This is a genomic window from Streptomyces sp. NPDC048718, assembly GCF_043198875.1.
In the GTDB taxonomy this organism is placed as follows: domain Bacteria; phylum Actinomycetota; class Actinomycetes; order Streptomycetales; family Streptomycetaceae; genus Streptomyces.
The window spans coordinates 163217-178623 of record NZ_JBICVG010000004.1 but is presented as its reverse complement, the minus strand read 5'-3'; the positions used below and the strand labels follow the sequence as shown (position 1 = coordinate 178623).

At 72.8% G+C, this 15407-nt stretch carries 12 protein-coding genes and 1 pseudogene; 7 read left to right on the top strand and 6 right to left on the bottom strand.

What is annotated here, in order from left to right:
- Positions 1-34: 34 nt before the first annotated feature.
- Complete coding sequence (nucS, locus tag ACGFRB_RS09080; RefSeq protein ID WP_393240934.1) at positions 35-760, top strand: endonuclease NucS; 726 nt, start codon at positions 35-37, stop codon at positions 758-760.
- 327 nt (positions 761-1087) lie between these two features.
- On the opposite strand, the gene ACGFRB_RS09075 is transcribed toward nucS, so the two are convergent.
- From ACGFRB_RS09075 to ACGFRB_RS09055, 5 genes are all read right to left on the bottom strand, one after another.
- Positions 1088-1984: a polysaccharide deacetylase family protein gene (locus ACGFRB_RS09075; RefSeq protein WP_393240932.1), complete on the bottom strand. Its 897-nt coding sequence runs from the start codon at positions 1982-1984 to the stop codon at positions 1088-1090.
- A gap of 215 nt (positions 1985-2199) precedes the next feature.
- Positions 2200-5301: an ATP-binding protein gene (locus tag ACGFRB_RS09070; protein WP_393240929.1), complete on the bottom strand. Its 3102-nt coding sequence runs from the start codon at positions 5299-5301 to the stop codon at positions 2200-2202.
- 428 nt (positions 5302-5729) lie between these two features.
- Entirely contained in the window at positions 5730-6053 is a 324-nt protein-coding gene (locus ACGFRB_RS09065; RefSeq protein ID WP_019889522.1) for an STAS domain-containing protein, read from the bottom strand.
- A gap of 262 nt (positions 6054-6315) precedes the next feature.
- Positions 6316-7164, bottom strand: a complete 849-nt coding sequence (locus tag ACGFRB_RS09060; RefSeq protein ID WP_361230078.1) for a 3-hydroxyacyl-CoA dehydrogenase family protein — start codon at positions 7162-7164, stop codon at positions 6316-6318.
- Between the two features lie 328 nt (positions 7165-7492).
- Positions 7493-8131 carry a TetR/AcrR family transcriptional regulator gene (locus ACGFRB_RS09055; RefSeq protein WP_393240926.1) on the bottom strand — a complete coding sequence of 213 codons (639 nt, stop codon included), beginning with the start codon at positions 8129-8131 and terminating at the stop codon, positions 7493-7495.
- Positions 8132-8201: 70 nt separating this feature from the next.
- Between ACGFRB_RS09055 and ACGFRB_RS09050 the strand changes: the two genes are divergently transcribed.
- The 3 genes from ACGFRB_RS09050 (at position 8202) to ACGFRB_RS09040 (ending at position 10470) form a co-directional block, all read left to right on the top strand.
- Positions 8202-8975: an ABC transporter ATP-binding protein gene (locus ACGFRB_RS09050; RefSeq protein ID WP_393240923.1), complete on the top strand. Its 774-nt coding sequence runs from the start codon at positions 8202-8204 to the stop codon at positions 8973-8975.
- A gap of 77 nt (positions 8976-9052) precedes the next feature.
- Positions 9053-9799 (top strand): ABC transporter permease, encoded by a 747-nt coding sequence (locus tag ACGFRB_RS09045; protein WP_393240920.1) that lies wholly within the window; start codon positions 9053-9055, stop codon positions 9797-9799.
- A gap of 98 nt (positions 9800-9897) precedes the next feature.
- Complete coding sequence (locus ACGFRB_RS09040; RefSeq protein WP_363001280.1) at positions 9898-10470, top strand: cob(I)yrinic acid a,c-diamide adenosyltransferase; 573 nt, start codon at positions 9898-9900, stop codon at positions 10468-10470.
- Positions 10471-10593: 123 nt separating this feature from the next.
- On the opposite strand, the pseudogene ACGFRB_RS09035 reads toward ACGFRB_RS09040, so the two are convergent.
- Positions 10594-11133: pseudogene (locus ACGFRB_RS09035) on the bottom strand (hypothetical protein); the annotation flags it as partial.
- Between the two features lie 230 nt (positions 11134-11363).
- On the opposite strand from ACGFRB_RS09035, the gene ACGFRB_RS09030 reads away from it, so the two are divergent.
- The 3 genes from ACGFRB_RS09030 to ACGFRB_RS09020 all read left to right on the top strand — a co-directional run bounded on the left by ACGFRB_RS09030 (position 11364) and on the right by ACGFRB_RS09020 (position 15378).
- On the top strand, positions 11364-12608 hold the full coding sequence (locus ACGFRB_RS09030) for a sensor histidine kinase (RefSeq protein WP_393240917.1): 1245 nt from the start codon (positions 11364-11366) through the stop codon (positions 12606-12608).
- The gene (locus ACGFRB_RS09025) at positions 12605-13378 is read left to right on the top strand and encodes a response regulator (protein ID WP_393240915.1); all 774 of its coding nucleotides are present in this window, start codon (positions 12605-12607) and stop codon (positions 13376-13378) included. Before ACGFRB_RS09030 ends, ACGFRB_RS09025 begins: the two co-directional genes overlap by 4 nt.
- Positions 13379-13500: 122 nt before the next feature.
- A complete protein-coding gene (locus ACGFRB_RS09020) occupies positions 13501-15378 on the top strand; it encodes a glycosyl hydrolase family 18 protein (protein ID WP_393240913.1) in 1878 nt (625 codons plus the stop codon).
- The last annotated feature ends 29 nt before the right edge of the window (positions 15379-15407 follow it).

The window sequence follows — 15407 nt, the reverse complement described above, 5'->3', positions numbered from 1 at the left end:
GCCGAGCGGCTTCCGTCTTGTAGCGTTGCGCACCATGCGTCTTGTCATTGCCCGCTGCTCCGTGGACTACGCGGGCCGGCTCACGGCCCACCTGCCCTCCGCTCCCCGTCTGATCCTGGTCAAGGCAGACGGCAGTGTCTCCATTCACGCGGACGACCGGGCGTACAAACCGCTCAACTGGATGTCGCCGCCGTGCACCCTCAAGGAGTCCGCGGGCACCGACGCCTCCGGCGCCGCCGGGAACGGCGACGCGGGTGAGGCCGGCGAGAACGCCGCCGCGGCGGTCTGGACCGTCATCAACAAGGCGGGCGAGAAACTGATCATCACGATGGAGGAGATCCTCCACGACTCCTCGCACGAGCTGGGCGTGGACCCGGGTCTGATCAAGGACGGCGTGGAAGCGCACCTCCAGGAGCTGCTCGCGGACCGGATCGAGACCCTGGGCAAAGGCTGGACGCTGGTCCGCCGCGAGTACCCGACGGCCATCGGCCCGGTGGACATCCTGTGCCGGGACTCCGACGGCGCGACCGTCGCGGTGGAGATCAAGCGGCGCGGCGAGATCGACGGCGTGGAGCAGCTGACCCGCTACCTGGACCTCCTCAACCGCGACCCGCACCTCGCTCCGGTGAAGGGCATCTTCGCGGCGCAGGAGATCAAGCCGCAGGCGCGCGTGCTGGCGAACGACCGGGGCATCGACTGCGTGGTGCTCGACTACGACGCGCTGCGCGGCATCGAGGACGACAAGCTGCGCCTGTTCTGACGGCGGCGCGCGGGCTCGTCTCGCGCGTACGGACCGACCGGACCGACCGGGACGACCGGGACGACCGGGACGACCAGCTGCCAGGGGCCCTGGTGCGAGGAATCGCACCAGGGCCCCTGTGACGTGTCGGGGGCGGGACGGTCCCCTACGGGCAGGGCCGTACGGGTCTCGGGCCGTAGGGGGAGGGAGCGGGGGCGCGCTCCCCCTACGGCGAGGCCTCAGGGTGGGCATCCGGGCCCCGGACAGTCGGCGCCGGACCCCCGCACCGGCACCCGAGCCCGAGCGGGGGAAGCGGCCCGCTGCCCGGAGGGCGGCGGGCCGGATCGCTCATCGCGCGTGGGTGCCCTGGGACCAGACGTGCTGGATCGTCCGGTAGTCGATCACGCGTATGTCCTCCTGCCGGAGAACCTCGCGGGCCTGCGGCGATGTCAGGAATTCGTAGTCCGTACGGCGCACGAGCCAGCCGCCGTCGACCGCTCGCGACGCGCCGTCGCCCAGGCCGGGATGCACCGCCCATTCGTTGAGTCCGGCGGGCAGGTCGCGCAGCAACCGCGCGTACCGGGCCGCCTTTCCCTCGATGTCGAGGGAAAAGCTGTCCAGGAAGTCGTTGTCGACCACCGGCAGTCCGCGTTGCCACGTCGACCGGCGCGCGGGTTCGAGCCAGACCCGGACCGCGAGGCCGTACTCGGCGGCCAGCCCGACCGTCAGGTCGAAGATGTCGTCGCGGCCGCCGTCGGCCAGGCAGTGGAAGTCCAGGTGGGTCGGCGTGAGCCCGGCCTCGGCGACGACATCGATCTGGGCGCGGAATTCGCGTTCTACCTCGTCGGGCCGAGCCCGCCCGAGCAGGGCCGCCCGTCCGACGGGTGTCGGCGGGAACAGCGCGCCCTCGGGGTCGAGCAGTGAGGGAACCCTTTCCCGGGCGGTCAGCGGTCCCCAGGGCAGGCCGGGGAAGTCGGACACCAGTGTGAGGTGGATCCCGAACGGGATCCACGGCCGTCGTACGAGCGCGTTCATGGCCTGCCTCGCCGCCGGAGGCAGGACCATCAGGCTGCACGAGCCGGCGATTCCCTCTTCGATCGACTGGATGACCGCGGCGTTGATCGCGGGGTACATCCCGAAGTCGTCGCAGTTGACGATCAGCAGTCGGGCATCGGGTGGATGTCCCAGGAGCTCACTCGACCGCACTGCCGGCGTGGCGGCCGTCGGACCGGTCTCTTCGTCCATGCCCGCAGTCTGAGTCCCGGCCTGTGTCCGCGCACAGGGGTACGCACGACGCGGCACGCGGCACGCGGCACGCGGGAAGGCTTCCGGGCCACCGGGCCGGCCCACAGGGCGTGTGGGCGCTCCCTCGACCCTGCGCGAGAAGGCGCGAACACAGGACACGGCCCCCCCTCCCCGGGCGAAGCCTCGGGGAGGGGGGGCCGTGCCGCCGGTCCGGATCAGGCCGTCGGGTCCGCCGCCGGCGGGGTGTCCTCGCCGCGCGAGGCGGAGGCGGAACCGCTGGGGCCCTCGGAGGTGGCCGGAGGCGTGTCCGGCTCCGTGGTGACCGGCGGGGTGGTCGGATCCGTCGGGGGGTCGGTGTGCGGCGGCGCGGTGGGCGTCGGGGTCCCCGTCGGGCTCTTGGTGGGGAGCGGGTCGTCCGTGGTCTCCGTCGGGGCCGGCTCGACGGTCTCGGTCGCCGACGGGGTGGCGGACGGCTCGGTCGTAGCCGTCGAGGCGGTGGCGGTCGGGGCCGTCGTGGCGGTGGGGTCCGAGGGTACGGCCCCGCCGGCCGGGTTGTCGGTGGCCGCGTCCTGGGTGGGCTCGTCGGCCTCGCCGCCGGTGGCGTCCCGCGTGCTGTCCTGGCTCGGGGTGCTGTCAGAGGTGACCTGGTCGCCGGTGGCGGGGCCGCCGCCGTTGCCGGAGGTGGCGCCGAGGGTGACCACGGTGCCGAGGACGGCGGCGAGCAGGACGCCCGCGCCGATGGCGACCACGTTGCGGCGGGCACCGGAGAGGAGGCCCCCGCGCAGACCGTGCCGGCCGTTGCCCCGGCTGAGGACGCCCTTGCGGCCCGGGGCGGACGGCTGGCCCGCTCCCTGCCCGGCGGGCTGTCCCGGGGCCTGGAGGCGGCCCGTCACGGCGGTGGCCGCTGTGGACGCGGCGGGCGCGGTGGGCGCGGTGTCGGCCGGGAAGGCCGCGAACGCGTCGAGCGACGCCTTCGAGGCCACCGGGGGCATCGGCTTCGCCGGGGTCGGCGGCGCCAGGTCGGGGAAGGCGGACTTGGCCGGGATCGCCGCGGTCGGGCCCGTGACCGGCCCGGCGGATCCGGCAGTCCTGGCGGTCCCGGCAGCCCCCGCGGCTCCGGAAGCCCCGGCCCCGTTCTTCGGAAGCATGGCGGTCTCGGCCGCGGGGCTCACGGTCCCCGGCGTCGGCAGCGCTTCGGTCACCGCCGTCGGCGGTCCGACCGGTCCCCCCGGTCCCGACGGTCCCGCGAGTCCGGCCGGTCCGGTCCGCGGCAGGGCGGCGGTCGCCGCCGTCGCGGATCCGGCGGCGGTCGCCGGGAGAGCGGCGGTCGCGGCCGTGGCGCTCACCGGCCCGGTCTTCGGCAGCGCGGCGGTCGCCGCGGAGGCGCTCACCGCTCCACGCTTCGGGAGCGGTGCGGTGGCCGCCGTGGCGGGTCCGCCCGACCCTCCCTGGCCGGTCTTCGGCAGCATGGCGGTCTCGGCCGTGGCGCTCGCCGGGGCGGGCGTGGCGTCCGCCGTCAGGGCGGACTCGCCGGTGAGGTCGGCGACGAGCGCGAGGGCACGGCGCCCGGCGACGGTGCCGCTCTTGTCGGCGACGGCGCCGCGCATCCCGATGGACGCCTCCAGTTCGGCGCGGGCCCGCTGGAGACTGCCCCGGCACAGCGCGAGGACGCCCAACTCGTGGTGGAAGTACGCCTCTTCGGCGACCTCTCCGGATCGCCGGGCGGCCTCGAGACCGGCCCGCAGAGCGCGTTCCCAGGCGGACCAGTGCAGTCCGGCGGCGAAGGCGGGGCCGGCCGCGCGGACCAGCGGCATGGCGGCGGCGCGCTGTTCGGGGTCGTCGGCCGCCGCGAGCGCGGTGAGGGCGGCGAGCTGCGCGTCGGCCTCGGCGCAGGCGCGCTCGGAGGTGACGGAGGGGTGCCCGGCCCACCAGGCGTAGTGCAGGGCGGCGGTGTGCGCGCGGGCCGCCGGGTCGGGCTCGTACTCCTCGGCGACGAGCTGGGCGAGGACCCCGGCGGCGAGCCGGTAGCGGGGGCCGACCGGGGAGAGCAGACCGCAGGCGAGAAGTTCGCCGACGGCGGCGTCGGCGCGGGTGTCGCCGACGAGGGCGGGCAGGTGCGCCTGGTGCGGGACCTCGCCGCCGAGGGCGACGGCGAACCGCAGCGTCTCCTGGGCGGAGCGGCTGAGCCGGGAGGCGAGCAGCACGGCGGGGGCGGCACCCTGCCCGAGGCTCGGCACGGGAACGTCACGCGACCCGGCCCCGGACTCGCCGGACTCGCCGGTCCCGTCGGCCTCACCGGCGGCGTCCGCACCGGTGCGGACGGCGGACCCGCCCGCCGCACCGGGCCTGCCCGACGGGCCGGACGGGCCGAAGGCCTCCTCCAGCGCGCCGAAGGCGTCGAACTCGGCGGGCGTGGCGGCGCGCAGCCGGTCGCGCTGCCGCAGCAGGGCGCCGGCCTGGACGAAGCGGATCGGCAGCCCCTGGGACTCGAACCACAGGTCGCCGGCCCACGCGGTCTCGTCGTCGGTGAGCGGCCGGCCGGCCGCGGCCGTCAGGAGCGCGACGGCATCGGCCCGGTCGAGACCGGTCAGTTCGAGCTCTTCGAGGGCGGCCTCGGGCGAGGGCGCCGGGGTGTCGGTCCCGGTGGCGAAGAGGAAGGCGCAGTCGGGAGTGGCCGCGAGCAGTTCGTCGAGCGCGGCGCCGCCGAATTCGAGGTCGTCGACGAGGACGATGGCGCCTATGCCGCTCACCTCGCGGTGGAGTTCCTCGCGGTCGGGCCGGAAGCCGGGGGCGTACTGGACGGCGTAGAAGAGGTCGTACAGCAGGTCGGTGGCGGTGCGGTGACGGCCGGTCAGCCGGACCACGCCGTCGGGGGCGACCCCGGCGCAGTCGGCGGCCACGGCGTCGAGCAGGGTGGTGCGGCCGGAGCCGGCGGGGCCGCTGAGGCGGGCGGAACGGCCGCGGGTGAGGTGCTGGACGAGCTGCTCGCGCTGCTCCTCGCGCCCGGTGAGCGGGAGGGCGGGCGCGGCGGGCCCCGGCGGTACGGGCGGGGCGGCGGCGCGGGCGGCCTCGGCGCGCTCGCGGTCGGTGCGGCGGCGGGGCTCGGCCGGGAGGGCGCCGGGCGGGCAGATCTCGATCTCGCCGCCGTCGAGGGGGTTGAGGGTGAGCAGCAGACCGCCGGAGACGAGACGGGCGGTGCGCACCCGGGCGGGGCCGGTCGGCGCGGGCGCGGGCGCGGGCGCGGTGTGCCCGGGGCGGGCATCCGCTCCCTCGGTGTCGCGACCGTTCTCCTCGGGTCCCCGGTTGATCGGGTCCATGGTGCAAGCTCCCAAGCGGCGGACGATGTACAGGCGAGCCGACCCTAGACGGTCGCCGGGGCCGCCGGAACAGCCGGGGTGCCACGGAGACCAAGACGTCACGGTCTTGTGAGGATTGAGCGTGACGCCTGGTTCACACAGTGACTTCACACGCGCGTGTCACGCCTGTGACAAGGGATCCCCGTGTGAAAGGTGCCGTCGTACGGCATATGCCGGTGCACTGAAGACCATATCCGCTGTGCTGGCGACAATGTGACGAGGCATATGCCAGAACTCGTACGCCGCCCGGTACCCACGCCCGGCCCCGTCCCGCCCGGCCCTGTCCGTCCAGCCCCGTCCGGCAGTCCCCTACGACCGATCCCGGACGTCCGATCCCGTACGTCCGATCCCGTACGTCCGATCCCGTACGTCCGATCCCCTACGGCCCGTCAGACCCTAGGCAGCGACTCGGCGGCGAGTCCGCCCTCGATCGCGAGGATGCGGTGCAGCCGGGTGGCGACGAGCAGACGCTGCATCTGGGGCGGGACTCCGCGCAGCACCAGCCGGCGGCCACAGCGGCCGGCCCTGCGGTGGGCGCCCATGATGACGCCGAGCCCGGTCGCGTCCCAGGAGTCGAGGCCGGTCAGGTCGAGCACGAGGTCGCCGACACCGTCGTCGACCGCCGAGTGCAGGACCGTTCGGGCGTCCGCCGCACTTCGGACGTCGAGGCGGCCCCCGACGACCAGTTCGGCATGATCGCCCCTGATGTGCATATGCGCTCCCCGGAGTGCTCCGTCGTATGCCCGTCTACGCAACCCTTGACTGCCGTCCCGGCGGAAGCGTTGCGCTCTGTAAGCGAACCGATATCGAATTTCACCCCAGGGGGCGATGTTGCCGGGGCGGCCGGATCCCTGTGCGGAATCGGTTCGCCGCCCCGGCCCGGGTCCGGGCCCTGGTGACGGGGTCCCCGGACCGGCGCTCGGCGTCGGTCCGCGTGCGTAGTTACCCGTACGTGTCCGTGCGTACCCGCGCGGGTCAGTACGTGTAGAAGCCCTGCCCGCTCTTGCGGCCGATGTCACCCGCGTCCACCATCCGGCGCATCAGCTCCGGCGGCGCGAACTTCTCGTCCTGGGACTCGGTGTAGATGTTGTTCGTCGCGTTGACCAGGATGTCGACACCCGTGAGGTCGGTCGTGGCGAGCGGGCCCATCGCGTGCCCGAAGCCGAGCTTGCAGGCGATGTCGATGTCCTCGGCGGTGGCGACACCCGACTCGTACAGCTTGGCGGCCTCGACGACGAGCGCCGAGATCAGACGGGTGGTCACAAAGCCGGCCACGTCGCGGTTGACGACGATGCAGGTCTTGCCGACCGACTCGGCGAACTCCCGCGCGAAGGCGAGGGTTTCGTCGCTGGTCTTGTAGCCGCGGACGAGTTCGCAGAGCTGCATCATCGGGACCGGCGAGAAGAAGTGGGTGCCGACGACGGCCTCCGGACGCTCCGTCACCGAGGCGATCTTGGTGATCGGGATGGCGGAGGTGTTGGAGGCGAGGACCGCACCGTCCTTCGCGATCTTGTCGAGAGAGCGGAAGATCTCGTGCTTGACCTCCAGCTTCTCGAAGACGGCCTCGACGACGATGTCGGCGTCGGCGACCGCTTCGAGGTCGGTCGTGGCCGTGATCCGGCCCAGCGCCGCCTCTGCGTCCTCGGCCGTCATCCGGCCCTTGGCGACGAACCGCTCGTACGACGCGCCGATCGCGTCGGTGCCCCGGGTCAGGGCGGCGTCGGTCACGTCGCGCAGAACGACGTCCCAGCCGGCCTGTGCCGAGACCTGCGCGATACCGGACCCCATCAGTCCGGCACCGATGACCGCGAGCTTCCTGGCCACGTTCTTCCACCCCTCATCGCCCGAGTCGTCCATCACGACTGTTCACTTTTGGCTCTCCGGCGGAGATTAGCGGGCGTCGGGCGGCCTGGGGCCGCGAAGTAAGGCATGTCACGCCGCGTCCGGCGGACGTCACACTCACGGCACCCCTCCCCCGGGCCGTACGGCCCACCGCACCCGGCCCGTACGCCCCCGGCCGGCCGTCCGGTGAGGGTCGCTCAGCCCACCCGTACGGCCACAGTCCGCCCGGTCCACCCGCACGGTCACGCCCCTTCGCGCGAGCCGCGCGGGCCATGCGGGCCATGCGGGCCATGCGGGCCATGCGGGCCGCTCAGCCCACCCGCACCGCGTAGTCGAGCACCGCGTCGCCGAGCAGCTCCTCGATCTCGTCGAGCAGCCCGAGGGCCTCGCGGGACACCTCGTGCGGATGACGCCCGGCGAGCATCTCGCCGGTGATGAACTCCACGACCGTCTCCTGGATCCAGCAGATCTGACCGCCCACCAGGAACGGCATCGGGTCCCCGGCCTCCGCCCCCGCCTCCTCGCGCAGCGCGTCGACGGTAACCTGCCGGACCTCCTGCTGTACGCGGTAGAGCCGGGCCTTGAGGGTGGGGGCGTCCTCGATGACCCGGACGAAGTCAGCGAAGCCCGCCATCAGCCCGTACGCGGGCGAGACCGCGCCGACATGACCCCGGATCTCACGCAGCACGGCGCGGGCGGCGGACTCGCCCGCGTCCCGGCCGCGGATCATGCGGGCCAGCCGCTGGACGACCCCCTCCATGCGATCGAGGAACATGTCCTCTTTGGCCGGGAAGTAGTTGTAGACGGTGTTGACCGAGACGTCCGCCGCCTCCGCGATCTCCGCCACCGTGACCGATGTGAAGCCGCGCTCCAGAAAGAGCCCGGTCGCCATGTCCGAGATCAGCTGCTTCGTCTGCCGCTTCTTGCGTTCCCTGAGCCCTTCAGCCATGCCGCCATCTTAGGCGTCCTGAAATTTTGGGGACATTGCAAAATTTCAGTGGCTCTGTTTTTGTAGTCCCATGCCCATCATCAGCGCGTCCGGGCTGTCCCGGACCTTCCGCACCCGGCAGGGCACGGTCGAAGCGGTCCGCGGGATCGACCTGACCGTCCGTCCGGGCGAGATCGTCGGCCTGCTCGGACCCAACGGCGCAGGCAAGACCACGACCCTGCGCATGCTCAGCACCCTGCTCGCGCCCACCGGCGGCGCCGCGACCATCGCGGGCCACGACCTGCTGCGCGATCCCGTCTCCGTGCGCCGGGCGATCGGTTACGTCGCCCAGTCCGGCGGCGTCGACCCGCAGGAGACCGTCCGCTCCGAACTCCTCATCCAGGGGCGGCTGTACGGGCTCACGCGCGCCGAGGCCGCCGAACGCGCCGCCGAGCTCGCCCACGCCCTCGACCTCACCGATCTGCTCGACCGTCCGACCCCGGCCCTCTCCGGCGGCCAGCGCCGCCGGCTCGATCTCGCCCTCGGGCTCGTCCACCGCCCGGCGCTGCTCTTCCTCGACGAGCCGACCACCGGACTCGACCCGGGCAGCCGGACCGCCCTGTGGGACCTGGTCCGGCGGCTGCGCGACGACTACGGCACCGCCGTCGTCCTCACCACCCACTACCTCGACGAGGCCGACGCGCTCGCCGACCGGCTCGTGGTCGTCGACGGGGGTGTGGTCGTGGCCGAGGGCACTCCGGCGGCGCTCAAGGCGGCCCATGGCGCCGACACCCTCCAGGACGCCTTCCTCGCCATCACCGGCCGCGCCCCGGCCCCCGCCGACCAGACCCCGCTCGCCGTCTAGACGGCCGGCAGCCCCCTTGTTCAGCCGACTGTCCAGCCGCCCATCCGTCCAGCGACCCTCCGTCCAGGAGCCCTTCCATGTGGCACGACACCGCGGTCCTCTTCGGGCGCTACGTCCGTCAGACCCTTCGCTCCCCGTTCCAGATCTTCTTCGGCGCCCTGATGCCGCTGCTCTATCTCTTCCTCTTCGGCCCTCTGCTGACCGAGCTGCCGCTCGGCCGTGAGGGCGACTCCTGGCAGATCCTGGTCCCCGGGCTGCTGCTCCAACTCGGCCTCTTCGGCGCCTCGTTCGCGGGCTTCGCCGTGATCATGGAGAAGAACTGGGGCGTCCTCGAACGTCTGCGGGTGACCCCCGTCAGCCGGCTCGCCCTGCTCCTCGGCCGCACCCTGCGGGACACCGTGCTCTTCCTCTTCCAGGCGGTGCTGCTGGTCCTGGCCGCCCTGCTCATGGGTCTGCGCGCGCCGCTCGCCGGCGTCCTGATCGGCTTCGGCTTCGTCGCCCTGCTGACCTTCGCGCTCGCCTCGCTGTCGTACGCGCTGGCGCTGAACCTGCGCAGCCCGCAGGAGTTCGGCCCGGCGATCAACACGCTCGCGATGCCGTCGATGCTGCTGTCCGGTCTGATGCTGCCGATGGCCGTGGCCCCGGGCTGGCTGGACACGCTCTCGCACTTCATGCCGTTCCGGTACCTGGTGGACGCGATGCGGGACGCGTACGTGGGCCAGTACGCGACCGCCACGATGCTGTACGGGGTGCTGGCCGCCGTCGCCCTCACGGTGGTCGCCACCGTGGTCGGCGCGAGGACGTTCCGCAAGTCGAACGGCTGACTTTCGACTGACGCACGACGGACGACCGACGCACGACGGGCGGTCGACGGGCGGTCGACGGGCGGACGGCCGGGGGGGCGGCTGACTACGCTGGTGCCATGGTCAATCTGACGCGCATCTACACCCGTACCGGCGACCAGGGCACCACCGCCCTCGGCGACATGAGCCGCACCGCCAAGACCGATCTGCGGATCTCGGCCTACGCCGACGCCAACGAGGCCAACGCCGTCATCGGCACGGCCCTCGCGCTCGGACAGCTCGACGAGGAGGTCGCGGCGGTCCTCGGCCGGGTGCAGAACGACCTGTTCGACGTGGGCGCCGACCTCTCGACCCCGGTCGTCGAGAACCCGAAGTACCCGCCGTTGCGTGTCGAACAGGCCTACATCGACCGCCTTGAGGAGGACTGCGACCGCTTCCTGGAGCAGCTCGACAAGCTGCGGTCCTTCATCCTGCCCGGCGGCACGCCCGGCGCGGCGCTGCTGCACCAGGCGTGCACGGTGGTCCGGCGGGCGGAGCGCTCCACCTGGGCGGCGTTCGAGGTCCACGGGGAGACGATGAACCCGCTGACCGCCACGTATCTCAACCGGCTGTCAGACCTGCTGTTCATCCTGGCCCGGATGGCGAACAAGTCCGTCGGGGACGTCCTGTGGGTCCCGGGCGGGGAGCGCTGAGCCCTCGGGCTTGCGGGTCTGCCGAAGAAAGCCGTGCCCGGCGGGGGTGCTCTCCGCCGGGTCCTTCGTCTCCGGGCCCGTTTCCATACCCTTCCCCAGGTCCCCGACCGACCCCTTCGTCGGCCCCTTCCCCGGGTCCTTCTTCGGCCAGATGAAGTACGCCAGGGCGATCAGCCCGTGGATGCCCGCCACCCGCCAGGCCACGAGGATCCAGTCCCTGAGCGTTCCGGTGTCGCCGGAGCGGCCGACGTACCCCATGGCCAGGAGCAGCAGGCCGGTCGCGACGGCGGCGGCGACCAGCGTGCCGAGCCAGAGCCGGCCCTCGTACCGGGCGCGCGCCATGCCGTACCTCGGCGGCTTGACCGGCGGCGGGCCGCCCGCGAGGCGGTGGGCGGCGTGCCCGTCGAGCCACTTCACCGTGGTGTGGCCGTGGCCGACGGTGTAGCCGATGTAGAGGGCGGCCACCCCGTGCGCGGCACTCGGCTCGGCGCCGTTCCTCAGGTCGATCGCGGTGGCCACGAGGAGGACGACCTCCAGAAGCGGCTCGGCGCACAGCAGCGCGAGACCCGTGCGGGGCATCCGGAGTAGATAGCGGGCGGCGAGTCCGGCCGCCAGCAGGACCCAGAAGCCGACCTCGCAGGTCACGATCAGCGCGACGATCACGGCGCTCTCTCCTCTCGCTGCTCCCCGCACGGGGCTCGCGGTCAGGGGCTCGCGGTCAGGGGCTCCCTGTACGGGCCCTCCCGGCACACCTCCAGCCTTCCGTCCGGCCGGCGCCCGCGCGTCGTCGCCGGTGACGAACCGTGCCTACATCCTTCGACGGAGGCACGCGGGGCCGAGGCTCGCCCCTGCCGAGGACGCCCGGGGCGCGGTACGGCGTGTTGGATGGTGGGGTGCGCTTCCCCCGTCCCCTCCTCCCCCTCCCCCGTCCGCATCGGCACGATCTGCTGATCGCCGTCGCCGGCCTGTCCTGCGGTCTGCTCCTGTGGTCCCTCGACCTCTATATGAACGGCGGCCGGCTCTTCGAGCAGCGCTGGGCCCCGCTGATCCCGCTCGTGGTGATGGCGGCGATGGAGACGCTGCGCCGGACGGCACCGCGTACGGCGCTGATCACCGGCACCCTGGTCATCGCGGCGGACCAGTTCACGGGAGGCAACCTCGCCACGGTGCTGATGTTCACGGACGTGGTGTACGCGGCGGTGCTGTACGGCACGTCCGCCTCCGCCCGCCGTATCCCCTACACCACCGGTCTGGTCACCGTCACGGTCACGGTCGTGCTGCTGGTCTGGTGGCAGAACGCGTACGCGCTCCTCGTCGGCGTCCTCACGGCGATGGTCTCGTTCCTGCCCGCACTCACGGGCGCGATCGTGCGCAACCACCGGGACGCGGCGGAGGCCGCCCGGCTGCGGGCCGAACAGACGGCGCTGCTCGCCGAGATGGACCGGGTGCAGGCGGTGACCGCCGAACGCACCAGGATGGCGCGGGAGTTGCACGACATGGTCGCCAACCATCTGTCGGCGATCGCGATCCACTCCACGGCCGCGCTTTCCCTCGATGACGCCGCCACCACCCGGCAGGCGCTGACCGTGATCCGGGAGAACAGCGTGGCGGGCCTGGAGGAGATGCGCCGGCTGATCGGTCTGCTGCGCGAGCGCGGCGGCACGGAGAACGAGCCGGCCGCCGCGCCCCGCCTGGCGGGCCTGGCCGCGCTGGTCGAGCAGGCCCGGGTGAACGGGGCGCCGAGCGGGCTGACATTCACCCTGGACGTCGCGCGGGCGAGGACGGAGGAGAAGCTGCCCGCACCGGTGGAGCTGGCCGCGTACCGGATCGTGCAGGAGTCGCTGACGAACGCGCTCAAGCACGCCCCGGCGGGCCCGGTCGCGGTGGCCCTGGCGCGCGACCCGCAGACCCTGACGGTGCGGGTGACCAGCCCCTACGGGGAGCGGCCGGGCCCGCGGGCGCCGGGCTCGGGGGCCGGGCTGGTCGGGATGCGGGAGCGGGTGGCGCTGCTGGGCGGGGAGTTCGAGGCGGGCCCGGTCACCGAGGAGGGCCCGGCGGCGGATGACTCAACGGACCAGGCGAAGGTGTGGCGGGTGCGGGCGGTGCTGCCCGCCGAGGAAAGGACGGCGGAGTCATGACGGGCGCAGTGAGCGGAGCGAGTGAACCGGACGGGGTGAACGGGGTGGACGGGACCGACGGGCCGACCAGGGTGATCCGGGTCGTGGTGGCGGAGGACCAGAGCGCGGTACGGGCCGGGCTCGTCCTCATCCTGGGCAGCGCGCCCGACATCGAGGTGGCCGGCGAGGCGGCGGACGGCGAGCGGGCGGTGGAACTGGCCCGCGAACTACGGCCGGATCTGGTGCTCATGGACGTCCAGATGCCGAAGCTCGACGGGGTGTCCGCGACCCGCCGGGTGGTGGCGGAGGGGCTCGCGGACGTGCTCGTCCTCACCACCTTCGATCTCGACGAGTACGTGTTCGGGGCGCTGCGCGCGGGCGCGGCGGGCTTTCTGCTGAAGAACGCGGAGGCGACGGAGCTGATCGCGGCGGTCCGTACGGTCGCGGGCGGGGAGGGGCTGATCGCTCCGGCGGTGACCCGGCGGCTGATCGCCGAGTTCGCGGCGACGGGCCGGGGGCCGGGGCTGGGCTCAGGGCAGGGCTCAGGGCTGGGCCAAGGGCCGTGGCGGGGCGCCGGATCCGGGCCGGACCCGGCGGTGGTCGACGCGCTGACGCCCCGGGAGCGGGAGGTCCTCTCGGCGCTCGGCGCGGGTCTGTCGAACGCGGAGATCGCCGGTCGTCTGGGGATGGCGGAGGCGACGGTGAAGACCCATGTGTCGAAGGTGCTGGGCAAGCTGGAGCTGCGTTCAAGGGTTCAAGCTGCGGTTTTGGCAAGGGAGTTGGGGATCTGAGAGGACACATTCCCAGGTTGGTCTGGACCTCTTGACGATTGGTACAGACCTTCCTACGCTCACGGGGCGCGCGCTACTCCGGACCACCCCCACCGCGACCGTCCGCTACTTGAGGAGCACCGTTGAGCACTCAAGCACCCCCGCGCAGAACAGGGTTCAGAAGCCGGGCCGCCGCCGGCCTGACCGCCCTCGTCCTGCCGCTGGCCGCACTGACCGGGCTCGCCTCCGCCGCCGCGGCCCCGGCCCAGGCCGCCGACTCCGCCACCGCCACGTACAGCAAGCCCCAGGACTGGGGCACCGGCTTCGAGGGCAAGTGGACGGTGAAGAACACCGGTACCACCGCCATCAGTTCGTGGACCGTCGAATGGGACTATCCGGCCGGCACCGCCGTCACCTCCGCCTGGGACGCCACCGTCACCGGCTCGGGCAACCACTGGACGGCCAAGAACCTCGGCTGGAACGGCTCCCTCGCCCCCGGCGCCAGCATCACCTTCGGGTACAACGGCTCCGGCACCGGCGCCCCCACCGGCTGCAAGATCAACGGAGCGTCCTGTGACGGCTCCGGCGGCGGCCAGCCCGGCGACGCCGCGCCCTCCGCGCCCGGCACCCCGGTCGCGTCCGCCGTCACCGACACCTCGGTGAAGCTCACCTGGACCGCCGCCACCGACGACAAGGGCGTCAAGAACTACGACGTCCTGCGCGGCGGCGCCAAGGTCGCCACCACGACCGGTCTCACGTACACCGACACGGGTCTGACCGCCGGCACCGACTACTCGTACACAGTCGTCGCCCGTGACACCACCGACCAGACCGGCCCGGCCAGCGGCGCGGTGTCCGTGCGCACCACCGGTGGCGGCGACGGCGGCGGGGGCACCCCGCAGCCCGGCTCCGCGGTGAAGATGGGCTACTTCGCCAACTGGGGCGTCTACGGCCGGAATTACCACGTCAAGAACATCGTGACGTCGGGCTCCGCCGCCAAGATCACGCACATCAACTACGCCTTCGGCAACGTCACGGGCGGCAAGTGCGCGATCGGCGACGCGTACGCCGACTACGACAAGGCGTACACCGCTGACCAGGCCGTGGACGGCGTCGCCGACACCTGGGACCAGCCGCTGCGCGGCAACTTCAACCAGCTGCGCAAGCTGAAGAAGCTGTACCCGAACATCAAGGTCATCTGGTCGTTCGGCGGCTGGACCTGGTCCGGCGGCTTCGGCCAGGCGGTGCAGAACCCGGCCGCGTTCGCGCAGTCCTGCTACGACCTGGTGGAGGACCCGCGCTGGGCCGACGTCTTCGACGGCATCGACCTGGACTGGGAGTACCCCAACGCCTGTGGTCTGAGCTGTGACACCAGCGGCCCGGCCGCGTTCAAGAACATGATGCAGGCCATGCGTGCCAAGTTCGGCGCGAACAACATCGTCACCGCGGCCGTCACCGCCGACGCCTCCACCGGCGGCAAGATCGACGCCACCGACTACGCGGGCGCCGCGCAGTACATGAACTGGTTCAACGTGATGACGTACGACTTCTTCGGCGCGTGGGACGCCAAGGGCCCGACCGCCCCGCACTCCCCGCTCACCTCGTACTCCGGCATCCCGCAGCAGGGCTTCAACTCGGCCGAGGCGATCGCCAAGTTCAAGGCACAGGGTGTCCCGGCGAACAAGCTGCTGCTCGGCATCGGCTTCTACGGTCGGGGCTGGACCGGCGTCACCCAGGACGCCCCCGGCGGCACCGCCACCGGCCCGGCGCAGGGCACGTACGAGCAGGGGATCGAGGACTACAAGGTCCTCAAGACCTCCTGCCCGTCGACCGGCACGATCGCCGGTACGGCGTACGCCAAGTGCGGCACCAACTGGTGGAGTTACGACACCCCCGCCACGGTCGGCTCGAAGATGAGCTGGGCCAAGAGCCAGGGCCTGGGCGGCGCGTTCTTCTGGGAGTTCAGCGGCGACACGACGAACGGCGAACTGGTCGGCGCGATCAACTCCGGCCTGAACTAGCCGTATCGGCGACAAGCCCCGCCCCGCAC

Bases quoted from the DNA above. Each gene is read 5' to 3' on its own strand.
- nucS (WP_393240934.1), top strand. From the start codon at position 35: ATGCGTCTTGTCATTGCCCGCTGCTCCGTGGACTACGCGGGCCGGCTC.
- ACGFRB_RS09075 (WP_393240932.1), bottom strand. From the start codon at position 1,984: ATGGACGAAGAGACCGGTCCGACGGCCGCCACGCCGGCAGTGCGGTCG.
- ACGFRB_RS09070 (WP_393240929.1), bottom strand. From the start codon at position 5,301: ATGGACCCGATCAACCGGGGACCCGAGGAGAACGGTCGCGACACCGAG.
- ACGFRB_RS09065 (WP_019889522.1), bottom strand. From the start codon at position 6,053: ATGCACATCAGGGGCGATCATGCCGAACTGGTCGTCGGGGGCCGCCTC.
- ACGFRB_RS09055 (WP_393240926.1), bottom strand. From the start codon at position 8,131: ATGGCTGAAGGGCTCAGGGAACGCAAGAAGCGGCAGACGAAGCAGCTG.
- ACGFRB_RS09050 (WP_393240923.1), top strand. From the start codon at position 8,202: ATGCCCATCATCAGCGCGTCCGGGCTGTCCCGGACCTTCCGCACCCGG.
- ACGFRB_RS09045 (WP_393240920.1), top strand. From the start codon at position 9,053: ATGTGGCACGACACCGCGGTCCTCTTCGGGCGCTACGTCCGTCAGACC.
- ACGFRB_RS09040 (WP_363001280.1), top strand. From the start codon at position 9,898: ATGGTCAATCTGACGCGCATCTACACCCGTACCGGCGACCAGGGCACC.
- ACGFRB_RS09025 (WP_393240915.1), top strand. From the start codon at position 12,605: ATGACGGGCGCAGTGAGCGGAGCGAGTGAACCGGACGGGGTGAACGGG.